This is a genomic window from Paraplanobispora takensis (assembly GCF_016863195.1).
Taxonomy (GTDB): domain Bacteria; phylum Actinomycetota; class Actinomycetes; order Streptosporangiales; family Streptosporangiaceae; genus Planobispora; species Planobispora takensis.
Window position 1 is genome coordinate 1 of sequence record NZ_BOOK01000161.1, and the last position, 522, is coordinate 522.

General features: G+C 63.8%; 1 protein-coding gene. It reads right to left on the reverse strand.

The window, feature by feature from the left end:
• The coding region (locus Pta02_RS40900; protein ID WP_444980754.1) for a flagellin N-terminal helical domain-containing protein at positions 1-504 on the reverse strand (504 nt) is incomplete at its 3' end.
• Positions 505-522: the final 18 nt, after the last annotated feature.

Sequence of the window (522 nt, forward strand, 5' to 3'; positions counted from 1 at the left end):
GTCCTGGTTGGTGATGGCGACGCTGATGCGCTCAGCGGCGTCGTTACCGTTGGAGCCGACCTGGAAGGTGCCGTTGTAGGAGCCGTCCAGCAGCTTCTGGCTGCCGAAGGAGGTGGTGTCGGAGATCCGGTCCAGCTCGGTCTTCAGAGCCTGGAACTCCTTGTCCGCCGCCTCCTGCGCCTTGGCGTCCTGGGAACCACCGTTGGCGGCCTGGACGGAGAGGTCACGCATACGCTGAAGGATCGAGTGCGTCTCGGTGAGCGCACCTTCAGCCGTCTGCACCACAGAGACACCGTCCTGCGCGTTGCGAACGGCGACCTTCAGGCCACCGGTCTGGGCGCGCAGGCCCTCACTGATGGACAGACCAGCCGCGTCGTCGGCCGCCCGGTTGATGCGGAAACCGCTGGAGAGCTTCTCCAGCGACTTCGCCATCGAGTTGTCGTTGACCGACAGGTTCCGGTACGAGTTCATCGCGGCGATGTTCTGGTTGATACGCAGACCCATGGTGATTTCCTCCTTGAC